General features: G+C 49.7%; 14 protein-coding genes. 10 read left to right on the forward strand and 4 right to left on the reverse strand.

From position 1 onward, the window contains the following. Nucleotides 1-72 precede the first annotated feature (72 nt). The 3 genes from C8R30_RS04435 to C8R30_RS04445 all read left to right on the forward strand — a co-directional run bounded on the left by C8R30_RS04435 (nucleotide 73) and on the right by C8R30_RS04445 (nucleotide 4569). Nucleotides 73-2412, forward strand: coding sequence for a DNA translocase FtsK (locus tag C8R30_RS04435; protein ID WP_090672194.1), 2340 nt, complete (start codon nucleotides 73-75; stop codon nucleotides 2410-2412). A gap of 221 nt (nucleotides 2413-2633) precedes the next feature. After that, nucleotides 2634-3248, forward strand: a complete 615-nt coding sequence (lolA, locus tag C8R30_RS04440) for an outer membrane lipoprotein periplasmic chaperone LolA (RefSeq protein WP_107783396.1) — start codon at nucleotides 2634-2636, stop codon at nucleotides 3246-3248. After that, nucleotides 3241-4569 carry a replication-associated recombination protein A gene (locus C8R30_RS04445; RefSeq protein ID WP_107789633.1) on the forward strand — a complete coding sequence of 443 codons (1329 nt, stop codon included), beginning with the start codon at nucleotides 3241-3243 and terminating at the stop codon, nucleotides 4567-4569. Before lolA ends, C8R30_RS04445 begins: the two co-directional genes overlap by 8 nt. A gap of 155 nt (nucleotides 4570-4724) precedes the next feature. Here the strand turns inward: C8R30_RS04445 and C8R30_RS04450 are convergent, their stop codons facing one another. Together C8R30_RS04450 and C8R30_RS04455 are read right to left on the reverse strand one after the other, a co-directional pair. Beyond that, a complete protein-coding gene (locus C8R30_RS04450) occupies nucleotides 4725-5864 on the reverse strand; it encodes a choice-of-anchor E domain-containing protein (protein ID WP_107789675.1) in 1140 nt (379 codons plus the stop codon). 366 nt (nucleotides 5865-6230) lie between these two features. Further along, nucleotides 6231-7364, reverse strand: a complete 1134-nt coding sequence (locus C8R30_RS04455; protein ID WP_107789634.1) for a CapA family protein — start codon at nucleotides 7362-7364, stop codon at nucleotides 6231-6233. Between the two features lie 372 nt (nucleotides 7365-7736). On the opposite strand from C8R30_RS04455, the gene C8R30_RS04460 reads away from it, so the two are divergent. The 3 genes from C8R30_RS04460 to C8R30_RS04470 all read left to right on the forward strand — a co-directional run bounded on the left by C8R30_RS04460 (nucleotide 7737) and on the right by C8R30_RS04470 (nucleotide 11648). Further along, a complete protein-coding gene (locus tag C8R30_RS04460; RefSeq protein WP_090672207.1) occupies nucleotides 7737-8252 on the forward strand; it encodes a DUF2780 domain-containing protein in 516 nt (171 codons plus the stop codon). 46 nt (nucleotides 8253-8298) lie between these two features. Then, nucleotides 8299-10182, forward strand: coding sequence for an SLC13 family permease (locus C8R30_RS04465; protein ID WP_239654172.1), 1884 nt, complete (start codon nucleotides 8299-8301; stop codon nucleotides 10180-10182). Between the two features lie 143 nt (nucleotides 10183-10325). After that, a complete protein-coding gene (locus C8R30_RS04470; protein ID WP_107789635.1) occupies nucleotides 10326-11648 on the forward strand; it encodes a pyridoxal-dependent decarboxylase in 1323 nt (440 codons plus the stop codon). Nucleotides 11649-11661: 13 nt separating this feature from the next. Here C8R30_RS04470 and C8R30_RS04475 read toward each other — a convergent pair whose 3' ends face one another. Together C8R30_RS04475 and C8R30_RS04480 are read right to left on the reverse strand one after the other, a co-directional pair. Then, complete coding sequence (locus C8R30_RS04475; protein ID WP_107783328.1) at nucleotides 11662-11994, reverse strand: DMT family transporter; 333 nt, start codon at nucleotides 11992-11994, stop codon at nucleotides 11662-11664. 36 nt (nucleotides 11995-12030) lie between these two features. Beyond that, a complete protein-coding gene (locus C8R30_RS04480) occupies nucleotides 12031-13536 on the reverse strand; it encodes a flavin monoamine oxidase family protein (RefSeq protein WP_107789636.1) in 1506 nt (501 codons plus the stop codon). A 414-nt stretch (nucleotides 13537-13950) separates the two neighbouring features. Here C8R30_RS04480 and C8R30_RS04485 point away from each other — a divergent pair, with 414 nt between their 5' ends. The 4 genes from C8R30_RS04485 (at nucleotide 13951) to efp (ending at nucleotide 16686) form a co-directional block, all read left to right on the forward strand. Continuing rightward, the gene (locus C8R30_RS04485; RefSeq protein WP_090670959.1) at nucleotides 13951-14553 is read left to right on the forward strand and encodes a peroxiredoxin; all 603 of its coding nucleotides are present in this window, start codon (nucleotides 13951-13953) and stop codon (nucleotides 14551-14553) included. 14 nt (nucleotides 14554-14567) lie between these two features. Continuing rightward, nucleotides 14568-14786, forward strand: a complete 219-nt coding sequence (locus C8R30_RS04490; protein ID WP_107789637.1) for a hypothetical protein — start codon at nucleotides 14568-14570, stop codon at nucleotides 14784-14786. Further along, nucleotides 14783-15964 carry an elongation factor P maturation arginine rhamnosyltransferase EarP gene (earP, locus tag C8R30_RS04495; protein WP_258191931.1) on the forward strand — a complete coding sequence of 394 codons (1182 nt, stop codon included), beginning with the start codon at nucleotides 14783-14785 and terminating at the stop codon, nucleotides 15962-15964. The genes C8R30_RS04490 and earP overlap by 4 nt, the downstream gene beginning before the upstream one ends. 164 nt (nucleotides 15965-16128) lie before the next feature. Continuing rightward, nucleotides 16129-16686 (forward strand): elongation factor P, encoded by a 558-nt coding sequence (gene efp, locus C8R30_RS04500; protein WP_090670962.1) that lies wholly within the window; start codon nucleotides 16129-16131, stop codon nucleotides 16684-16686. Nucleotides 16687-16763 lie beyond the last annotated feature (77 nt).

The raw sequence follows: 16763 nt of genomic DNA on the forward strand, positions 1-16763 counted from the left end.
ACGAAAGCGTGCCTGAGAATTTCTATATAATTTCCATAACAACACACTGGTTTTTGTTTTCCTGGTATTTAAATGGGTGCTATCAATAAACCAATGGCGAGGAAAGCCAACAATAATCCTCTGCCACCAAGAATTGCTAAATTACTACGAGAATCGGGTTGTTTGGTATTGGGCGGTATCGCTCTGTATCTGATATTGATTTTTATTAGTTTCGATCGCGCCGATCCAGGGTGGTCGCATAGCGGTCATGTCGACCACATCAAAAATGCCGGTGGGCAGGCTGGCGCTTGGCTGGCCGATCTACTGCTTTATTTATTCGGTGCTTCCGCATGGTGGTGGGTCGTTTTTTTTCTTTCAGCGGTGTTGTGGAGTTACCGGCGTATCGATATAGTCAGCATATTCGATCCGCGTGCGCTGCTCATATCATTAACCGGTTTTATGATTCTGCTTGCAGCCAGCAGCGGGCTCGAGTCGCTTCGTTTCAATTCCATCAATATATCGCTACCCCTGGTGCCGGGTGGGATGCTGGGGGAGACGCTGAGTAGAAATCTTTCGATGCTACTCGGGTTTAGTGGTGCGTCGCTTGGATTGGTGATTTTGATGGCGATAGGCTTTAGCCTGTTTTCGGGGCTATCTTGGGTGCGTATTTCTGAAAAAATCGGCGAGACGATCGAGGAAGCTTGTTTTTCCCTCTGGAATCGCTTATTGGCTTTGCGGGATCGGCGAATAGATATGAGCATGATCTCGTCGCTGAAATTGAACAGGGATCATAAAGAAGATCGCGATCTTGTCGAGAGCGGTGACAATAAGTCCAGCGAGCCTTATGCGCCATTACGAATCGAGCTGCCTGATCCCGTTGTTCAGAAACCTGCGCGCATCGTCAAAGAGAGGCGCACCAGTTTGTTTGCCGATGCGTCACCCGATACGCTCTTGCCGCCACTCGATTTGCTGGATGAACCTCAAAAGGATGTCGAGCTGCTGTCCAATGATACCTTGGAACTCACTTCTCGTCTGATCGAACGCCGATTAAAGGAATTCGGTATTGAAGTCAAAGTTGTTTCCGCCCATCCGGGGCCGGTTATCACGCGCTATGAGATAGAACCGGCAGTCGGGGTGAAGGGTAACCAGATCATCAACTTGGTGAAAGATTTGGCGCGCGCGCTTTCTGTTGCGAGCATTCGCGTAGTGGAGACAATACCTGGCAAAACCACGATGGGGCTGGAAATCCCCAATCCCAAACGTCAGGTGGTGCGCTTGCACGAGATTCTGGGCTCTCAACCTTATGCCGACATGTCGTCACCGTTAACCATTGCGCTCGGCAAGGATATCAGCGGTCGTCCGATCGTTTCCGATCTTGCGAAAATGCCGCATGCATTGGTGGCTGGAACGACGGGTTCCGGTAAGTCAGTTGCGATCAATGCGGTCATCTTGAGTTTGGTGTATAAAGCGACGCCCGAGCAAGTCCGGTTGATTCTGATCGACCCTAAAATGCTGGAACTTTCGGTCTATGAAGGAATTCCCCATTTATTGACGCCGGTTGTGACGGATATGCGCGAAGCGGCTAGCGCGCTCAATTGGTGTGTGGCTGAAATGGAAAGGCGCTATAAGCTGATGTCTGTGCTGGGCGTGCGCAATCTTGCCGGCTATAACCAGAAAGTCCGTGAAGCCATCAAAAATGAGGAAGCGTTGACCAATCCGCTGAGTTTGATGCCAGATGGGCCTGCACAGTTGGAGGAGATGCCCTTGATCGTCGTGGTGATCGATGAACTGGCCGATCTGATGATGATCGTAGGGAAAAAAGTCGAGAAATTGATCGCACGGCTTGCCCAAAAAGCGCGTGCAGCAGGAATTCATTTGTTGCTTGCAACCCAGCGGCCATCGGTGGATGTCATTACGGGGTTGATTAAAGCCAACATTCCAACTCGTATTGCCTTCCAGGTTTCCAGTAAAATCGATTCGCGCACCATATTAGATCAGATGGGTGCTGAAGCTTTACTCGGTCAGGGGGATATGCTGTATTTGCCGCCGGGAAGCGGTTACCCTCAACGTGTCCATGGTGCCTTTGTCGCTGACCATGAAGTGCACAAGGTGGTCGAATATCTTAAGGAGCATGGTGAGCCGCGCTATGTGGAGGAAGTGCTCAGGGCAAGCGAAGAAGAAAGTGAATTTACCGGAGAGAATGGCGAAAGCAGTCGTCCGGCGGGTGGCGAGACCGATCCGCTGTATGATGAAGCTGTGGCTATTGTGGCGAAAACGCGGCGCGCTTCGATTTCACTGGTGCAGCGGCAGTTACGAATTGGCTACAATCGCGCTGCGCGCTTGATCGAAGAAATGGAGCGGGCTGGGCTCGTTTCTGCCATGCAGAGCAATGGTAACCGGGAGGTGTTGGTGCCAAACCGTGGGGATGATTAAGCTAGTGTTCATGCACCCACGAATTTGCGCTATGCGGTGTACTGAAACGAAGATATCGCTATGATTATGGATCGTTTATTGCTTCAGATTGCTTTGCCCGTTCGCGCATCATCCGTTCGTCTGAGTAATCAGCGCATGATATATAGTGACCAAGTTGAATGGATAACGAAAACGTGCTCAACCATGCCGGCTCCATTCAGATATTATTTTTGAGGAGCAGCATGAGTCGATTTATTCTGATTTTGTTATTTTTTCTATTTTCCCAGCTGACCTACGCTTCAGCGATCGATAGCCTACGCAGCTTCGTGCAGCAAGCCCACACGTTTAAAGCGGTGTTTTCTCAGACTTTGCTCGATAAAAACTTACAAGTCATGCAAGAAGCGAGCGGTACCATGATGTTCGAGCGTCCTGGAAAATTCCGCTGGGTCTATGAAAAACCCTACCAGCAGTTGATTGTGGGGGACGGTAGCCGGGTATGGTTCTACGATCAGGATCTCAATCAAGTGACGGTGCGCCAATTGGATCTCGCAATTGGGAGCAGTCCCGCGGCGTTACTTGCGGGCAGCAGCACCATCGAGCGGGATTTCGAACTAACCGATATCGATGTGCAAGATGACATGGAATGGCTGGAAGCCACGCCAAGAGCCAAAGAAAGCACTTTCGAGCTGATACGGATGGGTTTCTCCAAGGCGGGCGAATTACGTGAAATGGTATTGCGTGACAACTTTGGGCAATTTACTTTGCTGGTATTTACCGATCTTGATGCTAACCTCGATCTTTCACCCGACTTGTTCCAGTTCACCCCGCCAGAAGGGGCGGATGTGATCAGTGACTGATTTATTTGCGCAACCGAAGCCGGCGGCTCCGTTAGCGGAACGCTTGCGTCCCCGCTCATTGGATGAGGTCATTGGACAGGCGCATTTATTAGGTACCGGCAAACCCTTGCGCGTTGCCTTCGAATCCGGCAAACCGCATTCGATGATTTTATGGGGTCCGCCAGGCAGCGGAAAAACGACACTGGCGCGTTTGATGGCACGAATATTCGATGCTGAGTTTATCGCCTTATCAGCGGTGCTGTCCGGCGTGAAAGATATTCGTGAGGCGATCGAACGAGCACAACATGTCTTGCAGCAATCTGGCCGGCATACCATTTTATTCGTTGATGAAGTACACCGTTTCAACAAGGCGCAGCAGGATGCTTTTCTACCTTATGTCGAACAGGGGTTGATTACGTTTATCGGCGCCACGACGGAAAATCCATCGTTCGAAGTCAATCGTGCGCTCTTGTCACGTTCTCAAGTTTATACGCTGAAGGCATTGGCGGAAGAAGACCTGCTGCGTTTGTTCGAACGCGCTTGCCAGTCCGAATTGCAGAAATTGCATTTTGCTGCGGAAGCCAAGACTTTGCTGATTACCTTCGCTGATGGTGACGCGCGGCGCTTGCTCAATCTACTCGAGCAAACGAGTATTGCCGCCGAGACTGAAAAGGTAACCGAGATCGATAGCGCTTATTTGCGTAATGTTTTATCGCGTGGCTTGCGAGGCTTCGATAAAGGGGGCGATACCTTTTATGATCAAATTTCTGCGTTGCATAAAGCTATTCGAGGATCATCCCCGGATGCCGCGCTTTACTGGATGTGCCGCATGCTGGATGGCGGAGCCGATCCGCTTTATATCGGTCGGAGATTGGTTCGCGCTGCGGCAGAAGATATCGGCCTTGCTGATCCACGCGCTTTGTCCATGACGCTGGACGCCTGCAGTACCTATGAACGCTTGGGAAGCCCGGAAGGGGAACTGGCATTAGCGCAGGCAACACTCTACCTGGCCTGTGCACCGAAAAGCAATGCGGCCTATCTTGCCTATAAAAAAGCGCGTGCATTTGTCGAGCACGATCAATCACGCGGTGTGCCGATACATTTGCGCAATGCACCGACCAAGCTCATGAAAGATATGGGTTTTGGGAAAAATTATCGTTATGCGCATGATGAGTCGGGCGCCTACGCTGCTGGGGAAAATTACTTCCCAGATGGCATGCCGCCGGTGGATTTTTATCAACCCACTTCCTACGGGTTGGAAGCAAAAATAGCAGAAAAGCTAGCGCATTTGAAAAAGCTGGATGAGCAAGCTAAAAAATTACAACCGAAGAATGGAGAATGAGTACTACAGAAAGGGTAAGCCAAATCTGACTTGCTCGTGACGATTATTTCACTGCATAAAAAAACACTGCAAGATCATTTGGCATGGCTTGCAGTGTTGGAACTAGATTCCTTATAGAGGAATCTAGTTTAAATTAATCGACAAATTAGTAACTTCTAGTTTCTTCGCCGCGTCAACCCTAAAAGACCGAACAAACCGATACTCAACAGCGCGAGCATGCCAGGTTCAGGGATATCATTCACTTGTGCGGGCGATGAAGTTGTTTCTCCAACGATGCCTCTTATATTCAGGGTAAGCTGGTAATGATGCCAGCTATCCGAGGCGCCGATATTGGCATCGGACAGATTCAATACAAAGCTTGCGTTAAAGTTACCTGCATTGGAAGTATCAAAGGTAATGAGCCCGTTGCTGCTTGCGCCTTGAGACAAGTTCGTGAAAGACAAATCATCAATGGCGAACTTATTATCAAGATCAGTTTCAATCCAACTATCCAAATCAAGACCGGTACGATTGATGCTGGCTAAATTAAAGAGATCGAATGACTGGGTGGCGCTGTCTCCAATAGCCAATGTACCGAAATCGACATCTAGCACCAGCACTTGTGTGGTTTCGCTGAAGGAGGGTGCTGCGTGCAGCAGATAATCGTAGGTTACTTGAAGCTGACCGTCCCAGCCGACGGTTCCTTGGGTTGATTCTGTTCCAGTGAACACATTGCTGAGCTGGGTCGCTTCTAGGGTTGTTGCCGTGCGAGTGAGTGTGATGTCGCCCGTTCCCGTAAAAGTATTGAGATCGCTGGGAGAAGCACTGGTATTGACGTTTTGGCTGTTGCTGGAAGCAGCACCGGTACAGTCATCCTTTCTTTTGCCTGCGCAATCATCTGTAACGGCCAAATTCGCAGACTGGTAGCTAATCCCTGCACCTTCGAGTTTGACGCTGCTGGTCGCCGTGCCACTCGAGGTTACATTGGTATTGGCACCTGAACCACCGCCTGCAGTTGATGTGGTTTGCGTAGTCTGTGTCTGTATTGAAGTAAGATTGACGGTTACCCCTGTCAATACGCCTAAACTTGAGTCGAATTGATTGATGGCGGTTGTTCCAAGCGCAGCGTTATTGTTAGTAGTTTTGGTTTGTGCACCTGTATTTTGGCTGTCCGTGACGGTAGCTGACCCCGAAAAATTATAGGTATTGATGATTGCTAGCGCATGGGCAGAGGGTGATGAGAATATTCCTCCGCCACTGATGCCAATGGCTAACCCAAGGGTAAGCAATTTAAATCGATTTTTTATTTTTTTCATTTGTGAACGGCTCTAAAAGGGTGGATATTTTTTAGCTTCTAGTTATTCTGAAGCATAATGCATGCCACAGATAATAAATATTGCATAAACAACTACTTAATGTTTTACATTATTATTATTTCTATACTTGTGTAAGAAATTCCGACAAGATTACAAGCGCTTGTGACAAAGCAAAATCAGCTAACGTGCTATTGCGAATAAGATAACCTGGATAAATGGGATTCAAAACGTGGAAGATCGAGCGTTTTTGATCCGATTTCTTAAAGATTAAGTGTATCGCACCATAAAGCCTGTTCGTTTTTCAAACGACGGCATCACTCTGGCTTGATTGTTAATGTAAATATAGCCGACAAAGCAGTTTTTTGGTTAAAGAACGAGTTTGAGGGTTCGATCGGTTGTTAACTCGATCCTGCAATTGAATTTTCGGCTTTGCTCGTCCAAGGTGCGGTGTAGCCAGTGGGCGTCGTGTTCCAAAGCAAGGTTCAATCGGAAGCGTCTGATTTGCATGGGTACCATCTCAAGCGCGATCAATTGGCCGGTATCCGGAGCAACCTTGACAAAATACATCAAGGACAAATCGCCCCGATACGACTCATGCCCACCTATCCCTTCGTAATCATTCAGGAAATCGCCGCAGCCATAGAGAATCAGTTTTTCTCGATACACTTCCAATCCCAGGGGGTGGTGGGAAGAATGGCCATGCAGGATATCGACTCCGGCAAAATCAATGAGGTGATGTGCAAATTCGATATGCTCCTGGGGAATGTGATATCCCCAATTTCCACCCCAGTGAATGGAAACGATGGCGATATCGCCGGGTTGCTTTACTTGTCGCACGATGGAGCCGATTTCGTCAACGCTACCACGTGATAGATCAGATAACAAATAGACACCCGCTTTCCCGTTTCGGGCAGCCCATTCGCTTAAAATACCGCTGGAGGCTGTACCGCAGGATATGACCATCACTCTGCCTTTAGCGGGTATATCCAGAATAGCCGGAGTTTGCGCTCCCTGCAGATTTGCGCCAGCGCCCGCGGTTTGGATGCGGGCATGACGCAGGGTTTGCAGCGTTTCGCTCAAACCGGCATAGCCCCAGTCCAGGACGTGATTGTTCGCCAGGGCACAGCAATCTATGTTTGCAGCGGTGAGGCAATCGATATGAGTGGGATGCATGCGGTAGTGGATGCCTTTATCTGCCCAGAAATCATCACTGATGGTAATGCTGGTTTCCAGATTGATGAGGCGCGCATCGGGTTTCATGTTTTCCAGTTTGGCCAGCGCATCGCCCCAGATATAATCAAAACTAACCGGTTTGGTGAGCGTACCGTTGATTTTCTCACCCAATTCGACGTAACGCCGGGCATTGCGCACATAAGGCTCGTGCAACTGTGGGTTGCTTGGGTGGGGCAGTAATTGATCGATGCCTCTGCCCGTCATGACATCGCCGCATAAAAACAGGGTGAGGGGCGCTTTAATTGTCGATTCTTTTAAATTGACCATGGTCATTGCTTTCTTGGATAGCCTCTTAGTCAAGCTATTGACGACTGAACGAGGAAATTGCGCCGCTTTACAATAACACCGATTCGGGCTAAATCAGAATACTGACGAGAGGCCGCACCCGTTGGTTAGCACGATTGACTATAGGGCTGCATGCCGGGTGTGTCAATGCGCTATCCTGGGTGCGCTTGTGCTTCCATTCCTGTGTTGTTTCAAATTTTCTTCTGAATGCTGGATTGAATCGGTGGTAAGCTAATCCCAGGCATGCGGATAGCTATGAAAAAATGGAAAGCCGTAGCGTTCATGTGTTTCGTCAAAATTGTGGAATGCTGTATCGATATCCTTGAGTAATTCTTTTCATAAAGGAGTGCAACGATGAAAATAATTTTGTTAAAAACTACCCTTTTGTTGGGCTTTCTTTCGTTTTTAACCGGCTATACTCATGCAGTCGATTTAGATGATTTATCGGGCGCGGCTGGAACCTTGCAGAAAGGCACACAGGTTTTTCAAGGAGGGGAAGCCGCGACAGCGGTGGTGCCGGGTGCAACGGCGGGCACCGGTTTGACCAGTGTATTGATGCAGCAATTGGGCGTATCCCAACCACAAGCTGAGGGGGGAGCGGGCGCGTTGTTCCAGTTGGCGAAATCACGCATGTCAGCGGGAGATTTTACCGCGTTGAGCGATTCGGTGCCTGAAATGCCAGCATTATTGTCGGCAGCACCCGCGCCCAGCCCTATCGGAGGCGGTGGAATGGCGGCAACTTTTCTGCAGCTCGGATTGACGCCTGATATGGTGCAAAAATTCATTCCTGTCGTGGTGCAGTATGTCCAAGGGTCGGGCGGCAGCGCAGTGGCAAGTGCGCTTCAATCTGCTTTGATGGGAGGGATGTGACGTTACTGGCGTAAGAACAAGTGCCCTTGAGATTGGATGAGAACGCATGCTGACGAATGAGCAATGGCTCATCGTTGGCATTTTATTTGCCACGCTTTCCTTGTTTTTATGGGGACGCTGGCGCCACGATATGGTGGCCGTAGCCGCCCTGCTTGCCTGCGTGTTGGCGGGCCTAGTGCCATTCTCGGAAGCCTTTACCGGGTTCGGTCATCCCGCCGTGATTACCGTAGCTTGTGTGTTGATATTGAGTTACGGCCTGCAAAATACCGGTGCGGTTGACTGGTTGACGCGATCTGTGTTGCCTGCCAAGGCAGGCCCCACGGTAACTTTCTTATCGTTGACCGGGGTTGCGGCGCTTTTGTCGGGTTTCATGAACAATGTCGGGACGTTGGCTTTGCTGATGCCTGTTGCAATGCAGATTGCCGTTCGCTTGGAGATGCCGCCTGGACGGGTACTGATGCCGCTTGCGTTCGGTTCCATACTCGGGGGCATGACCACTTTGATCGGCACGCCGCCTAACCTGATTGTATCGGGGATACGTGCGGAGATGGGGGCGGGAAATTTTTCCATGTTTGATTTTACCCCAGTGGGGTTGGCAGTCGCTGTGACGGGGGTGTTATTCATTTCGTTGTTGGGCTGGCGGCTGGTACCGATTCGCAAACAGGCGAGCAGCGAGGGTTTCGATACGGCCGCTTACCTAACGGAAGCGCGCGTGACAAAAGAAAGCAAGGCGGTTGGGATGCGGTTGCGTGAGATCGAAGCCATGCTGGACGAGGCAGATGCGCAAGTCGTTGGCCTGGTGCGTAATGATGTCCGCGTGATTGCGCCAGATTCCGGCAGGATTATCTACGCAGGTGACATCTTGATTCTTGAAGCAGAAGCGGGAACCTTGCCGAATGCGTTGTCCAATCTTGGTCTGGAGTTGGAGGAAGCGAAAACCAAAGAAATCGAGCAAGCCAATAACGGTAAGCAGGCTGAAGAAGCCCTGGAAGCGGTAGTGGAAATAAAGAAGACCGATGCCAACAATGAGGAAAATGAGCCAGCCGTTCCTGAGAAAGAAGACAAACCGACGGATGAGATCGTCCTGATGGAGCTTGCCGTTTTACCTGCGTCCAGTTTGGTTGGCCGTTCACCCAGTGATATTCTGCTGCGCACCCGCTATGGCATCAATCTGTTGGCGTTGTCTCGCACAGGTCGGCGTACCCTTACTCGTTTGCGTACCGTTCGGTTCAAGGCGGGTGATGTGCTGCTATTGCAGGGCTCGCCCGATGCTATTGCTGGATTTGCCGATAATTCGGGTTGTGTGCCGCTGGCTGAAAGGGAATTGCGTATTCCTGACAAACATAAGGCAATCGTTTCGGGGGGTATTCTGGTGTTAGCGGTGGGGCTTGCCGCATTCGGCCTGCTGCCGCCGGCGATTTCCTTTACCCTGGGTGTGCTGGCCTCGATGATATTCCATACGATTCCTCTGCGTTCGCTTTATCAAGTGATTGACTGGCCGGTAATCGTATTGCTTGCGGCATTGATTCCGGTGGCAGGGGTAATGCAAACCACTGGAACGGCCGACTTGATTGCCAAGGGGATGCTGACGCTGATGGCGCAAGGCAATGCGATCATTGCTTTGGGGCTTATTCTCATCGTCACCATGACATTGTCCGATTTGATGAATAACGCAGCCACGGCCGCCGTGATGTGCCCGATTGCGATCGGTACGGCTAGCCAGCTTGGTGCAAACCCGGATACCTTTCTGATGGCAGTGGCCATCGGTGCCTCCTGTGCCTTCATGACGCCGATCGGCCATCAGAACAATACCCTGATCCTAGGCCCGGGTGGATTCCGCTTTGGCGATTACTGGCGAATGGGCTTGCCACTGGAATTGCTTGTCATCCTCGTGAGTATCCCCATGCTGTTGTGGATTTGGCCGTTGTAGTTGTTGTCAAAAGTTAAAGATAGACTCACCGCACCTCAAAATTCGGTTTTTACCATCCCTCATCCAACCTTCTCCCAGCAGGAGAAGGTATACATGCCGAATTTTGAAGTGCGAAGTGTATATTTTTATGGGAGTGCAAAACCATGTTGATAAATCGTAGGCAATTTCTTGGTTTGACCGGTGCCGGTGCGTTGGTGGCCACATGCTATCCGCAGGCGTTGCTGGGGCAATCTTTGCCGAGTCAACCACGGCAAACCACCTCAACCATCCTGAGCGGCATGCGCGCCTTGCCTGAACAGAAGAACAGACTGCTTGGTTACCCGATCAATTTGGCGACATTGTCCGACGAATTTTTTGCCTGGCGCGAAAAATTGCTCTCGGTGGGGCTCAATCAATTTGCCTTTAACAACGTAGGCAATCCCTACGAGCATAGCCATATTCCTTTCAATAGCCATCAGTTTGAGAAAGCGTTGATAGATCGGTTTGGTACGGTATACGGCTTTTCGCAGGACAATGTCTGGGGCTTTCTGACGAATAGCGGCACAGACAGCAATATGCACGGGATGTACATGGGGCGCACGTTACTCAAGAGCCAAACAGGCGTGATGCCCAAAGTCTATTTTACGCGGGAAGCACATTATTCCATGCAGATTCTGCGCGATGTGCTGAATTTGGAATGGGTGGAAGTTGGCACTCATCACGATGGCAGCATGGATGTCGATGACCTGGAAAGGCAATTGACCGCAAACGCGGATTATCCCGCTTTAGTGGTCGCCACAATCGGCACGACTTTCAAGGGATCGATCGATTCCATCGATGGCATCCAATCTAAACTCAGAGGGCGTGCCGCCTATCTGCACCTGGACGCTGCGCTGTTTGGCGGTTACCTTCCGCATACGCCTTATGCAGCGGATTTATTGTATGAAATCACTGATCAGGCGACGGGTGGAAAGGTGAAGCGCTATGATTCCATCGCGGTTTCCTGCCATAAATTTTTTGGATTTCCATCGCCAGCCGGTTTATTCATCACCGATCAAAGGAATTTTGAAGCGTTTCAGGTTCAGTTTGGTCAGATTCATGACCCCGAATACATTTTGCAAGTGCCGGGAACGATTACCTGTTCACGTGATGCGGTGAAGCCAGCTGAGTTTTACTTCTTCAGTACGGCATCCGCTTTTCAGAAGCAGACCGAAGACGCTAAGGCCATGCTGGACAACACAGCTTATTTGTTTAAAGAAATGACGAATCACTATAAACATCTGTCTCCTGTGAGAACCAGCGAGCGATCCAATCTGGTCTACTTCAGAAAGCCGAGCGATGCGGTGGTAGATCGTTATAGTCTGGCAGTCATGGGATTGGAAATCGATCGGCGGCGAACGCCTTACGCACATGTAGTGGTGATGCCGCATGTGAGCAGGGAAGTACTGGATCAATTTTTGGCGGATCTGGCCAGCAAGGAGAGGTGACCAGCTGAAAAGGTCAGTGGGAGATTGTTTTAGAGAACACATTGATGACCACGACACCTGTAACAATGAGTGATAAGCCGATAATGGCGGGCATATCCAACGATTGGTCCAGAAACAACCAGCCTGCCAGTGCAATGAGTACAACCCCTACGCCTGACCAGATGGCGTAGGCGACACCAACTGGGATCGTTTTGAGCGTGAGCGATAGAAAGTAAAAAGCCAGCAAGTAGCCAACCAGTACCACCAATGATGGCCAGAAACGTGTAAAGCCCTCCGCCGCCTTAAGGGATGAAGTGGCGATGACTTCACTCACAATCGCGATCGAGAGAAAAATCCACTGCTGCATGAAAGTGACTCCTATGTTAAAAATGAGCAAAGCGATTCATTGGATATGGGGTATCACGCCCAGAGCTGAACGTAATCCGCCTTCGATGAAGCCTTGAAAATCGGAATAAGCCTCGCCGCAAATATGAATATTGCCTTTAGCAGGCGAATCTGCGAGACCAAAACTGGCCAGCAAGGCGATCGATTGTTCTGCTTGTATCCCGGGTTTCCAGATATGACAGCCAGCTTCAAAGGGTTCTCTGCTCCAATCGCGGATCCCGAAACAAGTGATCGCCTGAGTTTGTGCAATTCGTTCTTTGGGATGGATATTGCCGGGATGAGGTGTCAAATATTTCAGGTATTGTTCGATTAATCGCTCGTTCTGATTGATTTCCGCTTTTTGGTGCGGCTCGTTTGTGACAAAAAACTTCCAATAATTCATGGAAGGGGCATCGCCGTAGACCATTACCATGCCGCGTTTTTCGTCTTGTTCTTCCCGATAGTAGTAATGTAGCTCACGAGCCGGGATGGACGAGGCACGGGTCTGAGGCTTGGTAGCAGCATTCCACCAAGGCTTTTTGGTGACAAAGAAACATTTCATCAATGGGATGGGGATGACCGCATCGATGATGCGGCTAATCGCGTCAGGAAAGAATGGCAGGAGCTTTTTCAAGGGGCTCTGCGGAATGGCCAGGATGAGATGGCGGGTGCGAACGGTGACGCTTTCATGATGGCTCGTTTTTAGAACGAGTCGCAATTGATCATTGCCATCCTGATGGATAGCTGACAGGCAATGGTTTTTGTAAAGTCGTACGGATGCGTACTGAGGAGAAGCCAGCGTTTGGGTCAACTCGGTAATCAGCGCCTCGGTGCCTTGTCTGATACCAACCAGCTCGTCACCGGGATGCAATCCTCTCAACCAAAAATTGATCCATTCGGCGGCATTGGGATTTTGGTGAATGAGATGATAAAAAGTGCCATACTCGATGATTTTCTTGAGCGCGTTGTGGCTCAACACTTCGCTCAAGGCATTCCAAAAACCCATTTTGTGTAGTGGGATGCCATTGAAGGTGAGCTCACTTCTGACCTGATGATAAAAAGGTTCATCCAACGTTGCCCACCATTCCCAATGGTGCGTGTCTCGCGGATTGTTTAAATCGCCGCCGCTTTGCTGAAGAATCCGTAATATCCCTAGACTGAGCAACTCAAGCGCATTGAATGGATGGCCATGAGAAATGCGGCCTTCATCTTTTTCCAGATCAAAAAGTGCTTCTAAATTGGTTGCTGGTGTATAAGGCGGGAAATAGCACGTTTCCAGTCCCAATGTCTGGATGAGCTGCATAAGCAGCGGCTGTCCTTTTTTCTCAAACCGCATCGGCCCGAATTCTGCCAGGAACCCATCCATTTCGACGGTTTCGATGCGCCCGCCAAACCGGTCGGATGCCTCAAACAGGGCGATCTTATGGTTAGGTCCTTTTTGTTGACATAACTGGTAGCAGGTATAAAGACCCGTGATACCCCCACCGATGATAACGGTATCCAATTGCATAGTTTCGTTTAGCATGCTTTTCCTTTGTCATTCCGTATCAGATGCGATTTCTACACGATCTAACGCGCTCTGTCAAATCAGGCCAAGGGCGATAGGATGAGCTACGGCAGAACATGTATGCAAAAATTTGAGTTGCTTGCTTTTATCATGGCGATAACGAGTATAATTTTATGAAGATGGAGGAAGCTGATAGTATGAGTATGCATGAGCTTGACTTCATGTGCGTTAAGTACGCCAAGTACGTTAAAATAGCCAGACTTGCTTTGGCGATGGTATAAGCTTGTCATGCCTGCAGGACACCTTTCGTTGTTCATTCGAAGGGTGGTTACCCGGTTTGTTGTTTTCCAATTCGTTTGCTGGGCCCTTGTCTGTGTGGGTATGATAAATTCGATTTATTCTGAGATTTTTTATAACTAGAAAGGAATCATTATGTCTGTACTCGTCACTCGACCTGCACCTGATTTTACTAAACCTGCGGTACTGCCCAATGGCACCTTCGATGAAAATTTCAATTTTCATACCCATATCCGCAACAAATATGCGGTATTGTTTTTCTACCCGCTGGATTTTACCTTTGTTTGCCCTTCAGAAATCATTGCCCATTCTCATCGTGCAAAGGATTTTCAGCAACGGAATGTTGAAGTGATCGGCGTATCGGTAGATTCTCATTTCACACACTACGCTTGGCGTAATACGCCGGTAACGAAAGGTGGGATTGGGCCGATCGATATCACATTGGTTGCCGATTTGGGTGGCGAAGTGATGAATGCTTATGGCGTTAGCCATCCCAACCATGTTGCGCTGCGCGGTTCGTTCTTGATCGATAGGCAAGGGATCGTTCGTCATCAAGTCGTCAATGATTTGCCGCTCGGCCGTGATGTCGATGAAATGATCCGTATGGTCGATGCGCTGCGTTTCTTTGAAGAGCAAGGTGAAGTATGCCCTGCAGGTTGGAAGAGCGGTGATCCCGGCATGAAACCGAGTCCGGAAGGCGTTGCTGAGTATCTCAGCAGCCATGCCGATAAACTATAAGTTAAACCCTCTGTTTGGTAATCAATAAAGGCCGGGATGTTGGACATCTCGGCCTTTATTACATCGTTTTATCACAAATCCTAACGCAACCCTGGTTATTTTCTGTACGCACGCCTGTGGGCTATGCTGGATCGACGAGTACCCCTGTCTTCGTTCAGGTATGGACGCATCGGCCATATTCCCATGAAGGGCAAAAAGAAAACGGTATTATCGGCATGACGCAAGGGCGATGATGCGCTGGGATATTTTTTGCCGCGTCATCGATAACTACGGCGATATAGGTGTGTGCTGGCGGTTGTCGCGGCAGCTTGTCATGGAATATCGATTCGCCGTACGGTTGTGGGTGGACGATATGACCCGTCTTCAACGCCTATGTCCGGCAGTTGATGCTCGACTGGCAATACAAAGTTGCCGAGGAGTGGAGGTGAGGCATTGGCGCCACCCTTTTCCTAACGTGACGCCGGCGGATGTGGTGATCGAAGCTTTCGGGTGTGAATTGCCGGAGAATTACGTGTCGGCGATGGCTGGCACCTGTTCTCGGCAGCATGACCAAATCCAGAATGGATGCACCATCAGTACAGAAGCAGGAACCCCGCGAGCATGGATTAATCTGGAGTATCTATCGGCGGAACAGTGGGTGGAAGGCTGTCATGGCTTGGCCTCACCGCATCCACGCATGCCGTTGACCAAGTATTTCTTCTTTCCCGGTTTCACCGCGGCAACTGGCGGATTGCTGCGAGAAAAAGGATTGTTGGCGCAACGCGAGGCTTTTCAGAGCGACACCGTGAAGTTTTGGCGTCAGCTGGGTTTGGCGCCCCCTGCGGCTACCGAAACAGTGGTCTCGCTGTTTTGCTATGACAGCGCGCCAGTGAGCCGTTTACTTGATAGTTGGGCTGCCTCGGTTACCCCTGTTCGTTGCCTGGTGCCAGCAAGCCACTTGTTGCAGCAGATCGCGGGCTGGGCCGGAATACAAACGCTGGCGCCAGGCGCCAGTGTGCTCCGCGGCAACCTGACTTTACATATCATTCCTTTTTTATCCCAAGAGGATTATGACGCTTTGCTGTGGGCGTGCGATTGCAATTTTGTACGCGGTGAAGATTCTTTCGTACGTGCGCAGTGGGCAGCACGGCCGCTGGTTTGGCATATCTACCCGCAGCAGGATCAGGCGCACCTGGTCAAGCTCGAGGCATTTCTCGACCGCTATTGTCACGATTTAATGCCAGATGCAGCCACGGCAGTGCGCACATTTCACCGGCAGTGGAATGGTGATGGGAATTTGGATTGGAGTGGCTTCTGGCAGTTTCGCGCCCAGTTGCAACGCCATGCCACGGCCTGGGCAGAACAGCTCGCTCGATTTAAAGATCTCGCTTACAACTTGGTGCATTTTTGTAAAGATCGCACAAACCACTAGCTGAAAAAGTTTGCGTGCGAACAAACCTGAGTGAATGTATCTGACTGATATTTAACAAGTAAAATTCGCAAGAATTACGTTGACTCAACGACGAAAATTAGATTTTTTGAAAGCTGTCCGAGTATAATAGGTGATTTTTAGCTCCCAGATTTTATATAGATTAGATGAAAACAGCACAGGAACTTAGAGTAGGTAATGTATTTATGGTGGGTAGCAACCCCATGGTCGTCTTGAAAACCGAATTCAGCAAATCCGGCCGGAATTCTTCCGTGGTAAAAATGAAATTCAAGAATCTGCTGACCGAATCGCCCAGCGAAGCCGTGTACAAAGCGGATGATAAGTTTGATGTCGTCGTGCTGGATAAGAAGGAGGTCACATACTCTTATTTTGCTGATCCCATGTACGTTTTCATGGACGCTGAGTACAATCAATATGAAGTTGAAGCGGAAACGATGGGGGATGCACTGAATTTCTTGGAAGATGGTATGGCATGCGAAGTCGTATTTTATAATGGTAAGGCGATTTCAGTTGAGCTCCCTAACTCGGTCGTACGGGAAATCACCTACACCGAACCTGCCGTGAAAGGCGATACCACCGGGAAAGTGCTGAAACCGGCCAAAATAGGCACCGGCTTCGAACTGTCGGTACCGCTGTTCTGCGAAATCGGTGACAAAATCGAAATTGACACCCGTACAATGGAATACCGTAGCCGGGTCAAATAAGGTTTTCGACTACAACAAAACATAAGGAGCCAATTGGCTCCTTTGTTGTTTGGAGCACGTAGCAGCGAGAAGGATTA

The sequence above is a fragment of the Nitrosomonas nitrosa genome (genome assembly GCF_003051105.1).
GTDB lineage: Bacteria > Pseudomonadota > Gammaproteobacteria > Burkholderiales > Nitrosomonadaceae > Nitrosomonas > Nitrosomonas nitrosa.